We start from the raw sequence: 7743 nt of genomic DNA on the forward strand, positions 1-7743 counted from the left end.
CCGGCGAGGCCCTGCGCGAGTGCGGCGTGTTCCGCGGCGCGGCCGGGGACGCGGTGGACGCGCTGCCCGGCCCGGACGGCCTCGACGGCGAGGCCCTGCGCGTGCTCGGCATCGACATCGACGCCGTCCGGGAGGCGGCCGAGGACGCCTTCGGGCCCGGGGCCCTGGACGCCCCGCGCGGCGTCCGGCGGGGGCGCGCCGCCACCGGCCACATCCCGTTCGAGCCGGAGTCGAAGAAGGTGCTGGAGCTCAGCCTGCGCCAGGCCCTGCGGCTCAAGCACAAGTACATCGGGTCGGGCCACATCCTCCTGGGGCTGCTCCAGGACCGCCGGTTCCGGGCCGTCCGCGCGCTCAGCGGCGCGGGAGTGAACCTGGACGCCCTCCGCGACGACGTCACCCGCCGCATCCCGCCCCAGGCGGCCTGACCGGTTCCTCCCCTGGACGTCCCAGCAGCTCAGCGGCCGAGGAAGCGGGCGACGAACACCTCGCACGCGCGCCGACGCCGGTCGTCGCGTCCGAACCGGCGGGCGCACTCCGAACGCACCCAGGCAGGCGGCGCCCCCGCCGCCGCCGACCTGGTCGCGCGCGGACGAGTCACACCCCCGTGTCCGGCCGCCGCCCGAGCGGGCCTGGACGCCGTCCGGCCCGCACCGGCCGCGGGCGTCCCATCGCCAGTGGCCGAGGGGCCACCGCCCCCGGCGAACGGCCGGATCCGGGGCATCGCCCGCAGTGAGGAATGCGCCCCGGACGACGCGTCCGGACGCGCGCTACCCGAGACCGGCGTCCGCGGCCTGGCCCGCGAGCGGGAGGCGCGCGGCCGTACCGCCGTCGGCTGCGGCGCGGGGGCCGGCGACAGCGGACCGCCCGCCGTCCGGCCGGCTCCGTCCCCGGTCACGAGCCGTCCCGGTGCCCCGTCCGGACGGCCCCAGGGGACAGTCATCCCAACTCCCCCGGCCAGTGCGACGGCCGTCACCACCGCGGCGAGCCTGCCCCGCCGCTCCCGCAGTCCGCGCCGGCGGCCGGGCGGGAGGGGCGCGGCGCGGTGCCGTCCGGCGGGCGGGAGGGACTCGTGATCGGAGAAGCGCACGCCCCCATCGTCGCGATCGGCGACCAGGCGGGCACGGAGAACACCGACACCGTTGCCAAGGCGCTATCCGACCCGCTCCCCCGGCCTCTCAGCCGCGTTCCGCTTTCACGCAAAGCAGGACTAGTCTCGCCTCGATCACGCACGCGAACGCGTTACCTGCACGGCGGAGCGAAGCCGAAGGCGAGCGCAACCGGGCAGATCGCGAAGCGATGCCGCGTTCGCCCAGACACGGTCACGTAGCGAGCCCCTGAGCGAGCGAAGTGGGCCGAGACTGCGATCAACACAGCGAGCCGCCAGGCGAGCGCAGTGGGCCGGGACTGCCAAAAAACTACAACCGGTCCACGGCGGTGACGCGGATGACGGCCTCGCCCGCCTGGTCGGATCCGGCGAGGTCGACCTCGGCGCTGATGCCCCAGTCGTGGTGGCCCTCGGGGTCGTCGAAGACCTGGCGGACGCGCCACAGCTCGTCCTCGGGGACCTCCTCGATCTGCAGCAGCTTCGGGCCGCGCGCGTTCGGGCCGGTCAGCAGCTCCTCGTGCTCCTCGAAGTAGCCGTCCATGGCGTCGGCCCAGGCGTCCGCGCCGAAGTCGGGGTCGAGGCCGCCGAGCTCGGAGTAGCGCTCCAGCGCGGCCAGCTCCACCCGCCGGAACATCGCGTTGCGGACGAGCACCCGGAACGCCCGGGAGTTGGCGGTGACGCGGGTGACGCGCTCCTCGAAGGCCGTCGCGAGGTCCTCGTCGGACGGGTTGGCGAGCTGCTCCCACTCGTCCAGCAGGCTGGAGTCGACCTGGCGGACCAGCTCGCCCAGCCACTCGATCAGGTCGATCAGGTCGTCGTTCTTGATCGACTCGGGGACGGTCTGCTGGAGCGCCTTGTACCCGCCGGACAGGTACCGCAGCAGCAGTCCCTCGGTGCGCGCGAGGTCGTAGTGGCCGATGTACTCGGTGAAGGTCATCGCCCGCTCGTACATGTCCCGGACGATCGACTTGGGGCTGAGCGGGTGGTCGCCGACCCAGGGGTGGCCCGCCCGGTACACCTCGTAGGCCGCCTCCAGCTGCTCCTCCAGCGGCTTGGGGTAGGTGACGTCCTGGAGCAGCTCCATCCGCTCCTCGTACTCGATGCCCTCGTTCTTCATCTCCTGGACGGCCTCGCCGCGCGCCTTGTTCTCCTGCGCGGCGAGCACCTGGCGCGGGTCGTCCAGGGTGGCCTCGATCACCGACAGGACGTCCAGGGCGTAGGTCGGCGACGCCGGGTCGAGGATCTCGAACGCGGCCAGCGCGAACGCCGACAGCGGCTGGTTGAGCGCGAAGTCCTCCTGGAGGTCGACGGCGATCCGCGCGTAGCGGCCCTGCTCGTCCGGCTCCTCCAGCGCCTCGACCACGCCCCCGGCCAGCAGCGACCGGTAGATCGCGATGGCGCGGGAGATGTGCCGCCGCTGCGACGCCCGGTCCTCGTGGTTGTCGGTGAGCAGGCTCTTCATCGCCTGGAACGCGTTGCCCGGACGGCCGATCACCGACAGCAGCATCGCGTGGCTGACCTGGAACCGGGACGTCAGCCGCTCCGGCTCGGCCTGCTGGAGCTTGGCGAAGGTCTCCTCGTCCCAGCCGACGAAGCCCTCCGGCGGCTTCTTGCGCTGCACCTTGCGGCGCTTCTTCGGATCGTCCCCGGCCTTGGCGAGGGCCTTCTCGTTCTCCACCACGTGCTCGGGGGCCTGCGCGACGACGTACCCGATGGTGTCGAACCCGGCGCGTCCGGCGCGGCCGGCGATCTGGTGGAACTCGCGGGCCCGCAGCCGCCGCACCCGGTGTCCGTCGTACTTGCTGAGCGCGGTGAACACGACCGTCCGGATCGGCACGTTCACGCCGACGCCGAGCGTGTCGGTGCCGCAGATGACCTTGAGCAGCCCGGCCTGCGCCAGCCGCTCGACCAGCCGCCGGTACTTCGGCAGCATCCCCGCGTGGTGCACCCCGATCCCGTGCCGGACGAACCGGGACAGGTTGCGCCCGAACCGGGTGGTGAAGCGGAAGTTGCCGATCAGCTCGGCGATCTTCGCCTTCTCCTCCCGGGTGCAGACGTTGATGCTCATCAGCGACTGCGCCCGCTCGATCGCCGCCGCCTGCGTGAAGTGCACCAGGTAGATCGGGGCCTTCTGCTCGCCGAGCAGCTCCTCGATCGTCTCGTGCAGCGGCGTGATCCGGTAGTCGTACTTCAGCGGGACGGGCCGGTCGGCGGAGGTGACCAGCGCCGTCGTGCGCCCCGTCCGGCGGGCCAGGTCCTGGCGCAGGAAGTCGACGTCGCCGAGCGTCGCCGACATGAGCAGGAACTGCGCCTGCGGCAGCTCCAGGATCGGCACCTGCCACGCCCAGCCCCGCTCGGGCTCGGCGTAGAAGTGGAACTCGTCCATGACGACCACGCCGATGTCGGCGTCCCGGCCGTCGCGCAGCGCGATGTTGGCGAGCACCTCGGCGGTGCAGCAGATGATCGGCGCGTCCGGGTTGACCGAGGCGTCGCCGGTCATCATCCCGACGTTCTCCCGGCCGAACATCTCCACCAGGTCGAAGAACTTCTCCGACACCAGCGCCTTGATCGGCGCGGTGTAGAACCCCACCTCGTCCCGGCCGAGCCCGGCGAACAGGGCCCCGGCCGCCACCAGCGACTTGCCCGACCCGGTCGGCGTGGCCAGGATCACGTTGTTCCCGGAGACCACCTCGATCAGCGCCTCCTCCTGCGCCGGGTACAGCGTGATCCCCCGCCCCGAGACCCATCTCTCGAACGCCTCGAAGAGGCTGTCGGCGTCGGCGTCGTTTCCGGAGGGCATCTGGTCGAGAAGGTTCACACATCCATCCTGCCCCTCCCCACGCACTGCCCAGGCCAAATCAACCCCCCGACGCGGCCTTCCTGCGCCCCACCCAGTCCTCCAGAAGCAGGGATGGCGTATTCCGTTGTCGCCCCCGAAGACTCTGAGTTAGCGTCGCGTCAGCGTCTTCTGACAATGCCACCGACCAGGAGCCTCCATGTCGCGTAGCAAGCCGTCATATCGGGATTGGGAGCGGGAGCACAAAGCCCGGCTACGCGAGGAAGAACAGGCACGCAAGCGCCTGGAGCAGGAACGCAAAGTCCTGGAACGCGAACGCGTCCGGGCCGAAGCGGAGGAACGCGACGAGCAGGCGGCCACGGGGACTGATGAGCTGGAGCGGACGGTCACCGAACTCAAGACGCTGTTGGTGAGCGGCCTGGAACGGGACCCTCGTATTGATCTGTCCCGGTTGCGCCGCCAGCCGCAGCCGCCTCCGCTCCACCTCGGCGCGCTGGCCCATCCGGAGATCCCCCCAACGTGGGACCGGTTCGCCCCGCCCGCACCGGGCCCCCTGTCCGCGATCTTCGGCGGCCGCCGACGCTACGAGATCGACCTCCAGGAGGCCGAGCGGCAGTACGCCGCCGCCACCGAACAGTACGAGCAGCGTGAAGCCGAACGGCTGAGACGGCTCGCTCAAGCCCGGGAGGAACACGCCCGGCGGATTCTTGCGGCCGAGCGCAAGGCGGAGGAGGAGAACGCGGCGCTCGACCGGATCGAGACCGGGCTGGAGGCCCGGGACCGACACGCCGTCAGTGCGTACATGGAGATGGTGCTGCGCGCGTCGCCATACCCTGACGGCTTCCCGGACGAGCGACATGCGGGTTTCGTGCCCGAGTCGTCGCTCCTCGCGGTCGAGTGGTATCTGCCGCCGTTCGAGATCGTCCCGGAGAACAGGGCCTTCCGGCATATCAAGGTCCGCAAGGCCGTCGAGCCGGTGGCGCGCCCGCTGCCCGAGCGCCGCCGGATCTACCAGGAACTGATCGCCCAGGTGGCACTACGCACATTGCACGAAGTGTTCGCGGCCACCCCAGCGGACGCGGTCAGCACCGTGGTGTTCAACGGCCGCGTCCACGCGGTCGATCCGGTGACCGGCAGGCGGGTTAAGCCCCACCTCATCACTTTGCGTGCCACGAGGGAGCAGTTCGAACCGCTGGTGCTGAGCGAGCCGAAGTTCCAGCCGATCGAGTGCATTCGCAAGCACTTCTTCGCTGACGTCTCGCCGCATCCGGACGAGCTGACCGCGGTGGAACCGGTCATGCCGTACAGCATGGCCGACCCGCGGGCCGTCGATCCCGTGGACGTCGTCTCGGACATCGACAAGCGGCCGAACCTGCTGGACCTGTCCCCCAAGGAGTTCGAGGCGTTCATCGAAAACCTGTTCTCCCGGATGGGTTTCGACACCCAACTCTTCCAGGCGAGCGGCGACGGCGGGGTGGACTGTGTGGCCTACGACCCGCATCCGATCACCGGCGGCAAGTTCATCATCCAGGCGAAGCTCTACACCAAAACGGTCGAGCCGACGCATGTCCGCGACTTGTGGGGAACGGTTCAGCACGAAGGAGCGACCAAAGGAATCATGATCACTACGTCCGGGTACGGCCCGGACAGCTACCGCTTCGCCAACGGAAAGCCGCTCAATCTCATCGACGGAACGGGACTTCTGGCCTTGTGCCACAAGGAAGGCATTCCCGCCCGTATTCTGCCGCGCAAGAAGAAGTAGCCCCCGTCGCGCGAGCAGGGAGGAGATCGCCCTTCAGCCTGGCCTCAGGCCGGGACCTCTTTGCGGGGTGTCTCGGCCCAGAGGGTGTGGAAGGTGCCGTCCTTGTCGGTGCGGCGGTAGGTGTGGGCGCCGAAGTAGTCGCGCTGGGACTGGATCAGGGCGGCGGGCAGGCGCTTGGCGCGCAGCGAGTCGTAGTAGGCCAGGGCCGCGGAGAAGCCGGGGACCGGGATGCCCTCGCGGACGGCCGTGGCCACCACCTCGCGCCAGCCGTCCTGGGCGCCGGCCAGGGCCTCGGCGAAGTCGGGCGTGGTGAGGAGCGTCGGGGTGGCCGGGTCGGACGCGTAGGCGGCGCGGATGCGGTCCAGGAACTTCGCGCGGATGATGCAGCCGCCGCGCCAGATCGCGGCGGTCGCGCCGAGGTCGATGTCCCAGCCGTACTCGGCGCTGCCCGCCTGGATCTGGTCGAAGCCCTGCGCGTAGGCGACGATCTTGGACGCGTACAGGGCCTGCTCGACCTTGTCGGCGAAGGCGGCGGCGTCCGCGACCGGCGTGCGCGGCGGGCCGGGCAGGGCGCGGGCCGCCTTCCGCAGGTCCGCGTGGCCCGAGGTGGAGCGGGCGAAGACCGCCTCGGCGATGCCGTTGACCGGGGAGCCGAGGTCCAGGGCGGTCTGGACGGTCCAGCGGCCGGTGCCCTTCTGCTCGGCCTGGTCGAGGACGACGTCCACGAACGGGCGGCCCGTGTCCGGGTCGGTGTGCGCGAGGATGTCGGCGGTGATCTCGATGAGGTAGGAGTCGAGGCGGCCGGTGTTCCAGGTCCGGAAGACCTCGGCCAGCTCGGCCGGCTCGAAGCCGCCCGCGTGCCGGAGCAGGTCGTAGGACTCGGCGATGAGCTGCATGTCGGCGTACTCGATGCCGTTGTGCACCATCTTGACGAAGTGGCCCGCCCCGTCCGGGCCGATGTGGGTCGTGCACGGGACGCCGTCCACCCGGGCGGCGATCGACTCCAGCAGCGGGCGCAGCGCCTCCCAGGACTCGGCGGAGCCGCCCGGCATGATGCTCGGGCCGTGCAGCGCGCCCTCCTCGCCGCCGGAGATGCCCGCCCCGACGAAGTGCAGGCCGCGTTCGCGGAGCGCGGCCTCGCGGCGGCGGGTGTCGAGGAAGTGGGCGTTGCCGCCGTCCACGATGATGTCGCCGGGCTCCAGGAGCGAGGCGAACTCCTCGATCACCGCGTCGGTCGGCGCGCCCGCCTTCACCATCACCACGACCCGCCGGGGCCGTTCCAGCGACGCGGCGAACTCCGCCGCCGACATCGCGGGCAGGAACGTCCCCTCGGTCCCGAACTCCTCGACCAGGGCCCTGGTGCGGGCGTCGGTCCGGTTGTGCACCGCGACGGCATAGCCGTGCCGCGCCAGGTTGCGCGCGAGATTCCGGCCCATCACGGCCAGTCCCGTCACCCCGATGTTCGCCTGCCGAGTGCTGCTCACCAGTGTTTCCTCACTCACCGTAAACATCGCCGCACAGGGTCCTACCCTTCTGTTCGGGCGAGCGAGCGGCGAAAAGCGCTGTTCCGGGTATGTACTTGCCCACGGGGAAGGCACTGATCGAACAGCCGACGACTTAGGGGAAAGACATTGCTGGGACTGCCGGAGGGGGTCGAGGCGTGCCTGTTCGACCTCGACGGGGTACTGACCGACACCGCCGCCGTCCACGCGGCGGCGTGGAAGCGGATGTTCGACGAGTACCTGAAGGACCGGGCGCTGAAGCGCGGTGAGCCGTTCGTCCCGTTCGACATCCGCCACGACTACGGTCTGTATGTGGACGGCAAGAAGCGCGAGGACGGCACCCGGTCGTTCCTGGAGTCGCGCGGCATCCGGCTGCCCGAGGGCTCCCCGGACGACCCGCCCGCCACGGAGACCGTGCGGGGGCTCGGCAACCGCAAGAACGAGCTGGTGCTCAGGCTCATCGACGAGAAGGGCGTCGAGGTGTTCGACGGATCGGTGGACTTCGTCCGCGCGGCGCGCGCCGCCGGGCTGAAGACGGCCGTCGTGTCGTCCAGCGCCAACACCGCGCAGGTGCTGC

The 7743-nt window shown here is 70.9% G+C and carries 5 protein-coding genes; 3 read left to right on the forward strand and 2 right to left on the reverse strand.

Features of this window, described 5'->3' with window-relative positions; translation table 11 throughout:
* Positions 1-425 (forward strand): Clp protease N-terminal domain-containing protein (locus AB0J52_RS19525; protein ID WP_500183009.1); only part of this gene is annotated, 425 nt, incomplete at its 5' end.
* 990 nt (positions 426-1415) lie between these two features.
* Here AB0J52_RS19525 and AB0J52_RS19530 read toward each other — a convergent pair.
* Entirely contained in the window at positions 1416-3905 is a 2490-nt protein-coding gene (locus AB0J52_RS19530) for a DEAD/DEAH box helicase (protein WP_500183013.1), read from the reverse strand.
* A gap of 196 nt (positions 3906-4101) precedes the next feature.
* Between AB0J52_RS19530 and AB0J52_RS19535 the strand changes: the two genes are divergently transcribed.
* On the forward strand, positions 4102-5664 hold the full coding sequence (locus AB0J52_RS19535; RefSeq protein WP_500183010.1) for a restriction endonuclease: 1563 nt from the start codon (positions 4102-4104) through the stop codon (positions 5662-5664).
* A 44-nt stretch (positions 5665-5708) separates the two neighbouring features.
* Here AB0J52_RS19535 and gnd read toward each other — a convergent pair whose 3' ends face one another.
* On the reverse strand, positions 5709-7175 hold the full coding sequence (gene gnd / locus AB0J52_RS19540; RefSeq protein ID WP_500183011.1) for an NADP-dependent phosphogluconate dehydrogenase: 1467 nt from the start codon (positions 7173-7175) through the stop codon (positions 5709-5711).
* Between the two features lie 120 nt (positions 7176-7295).
* Between gnd and AB0J52_RS19545 the strand changes: the two genes are divergently transcribed.
* The coding region (locus tag AB0J52_RS19545) for an HAD family hydrolase (RefSeq protein ID WP_500183012.1) at positions 7296-7743 on the forward strand (448 nt) is incomplete at its 3' end.

Origin of the sequence: Spirillospora sp. NPDC049652 (assembly GCF_040675125.1) — a bacterium.
Classification (GTDB): Bacteria; Actinomycetota; Actinomycetes; order Streptosporangiales; family Streptosporangiaceae; genus Spirillospora.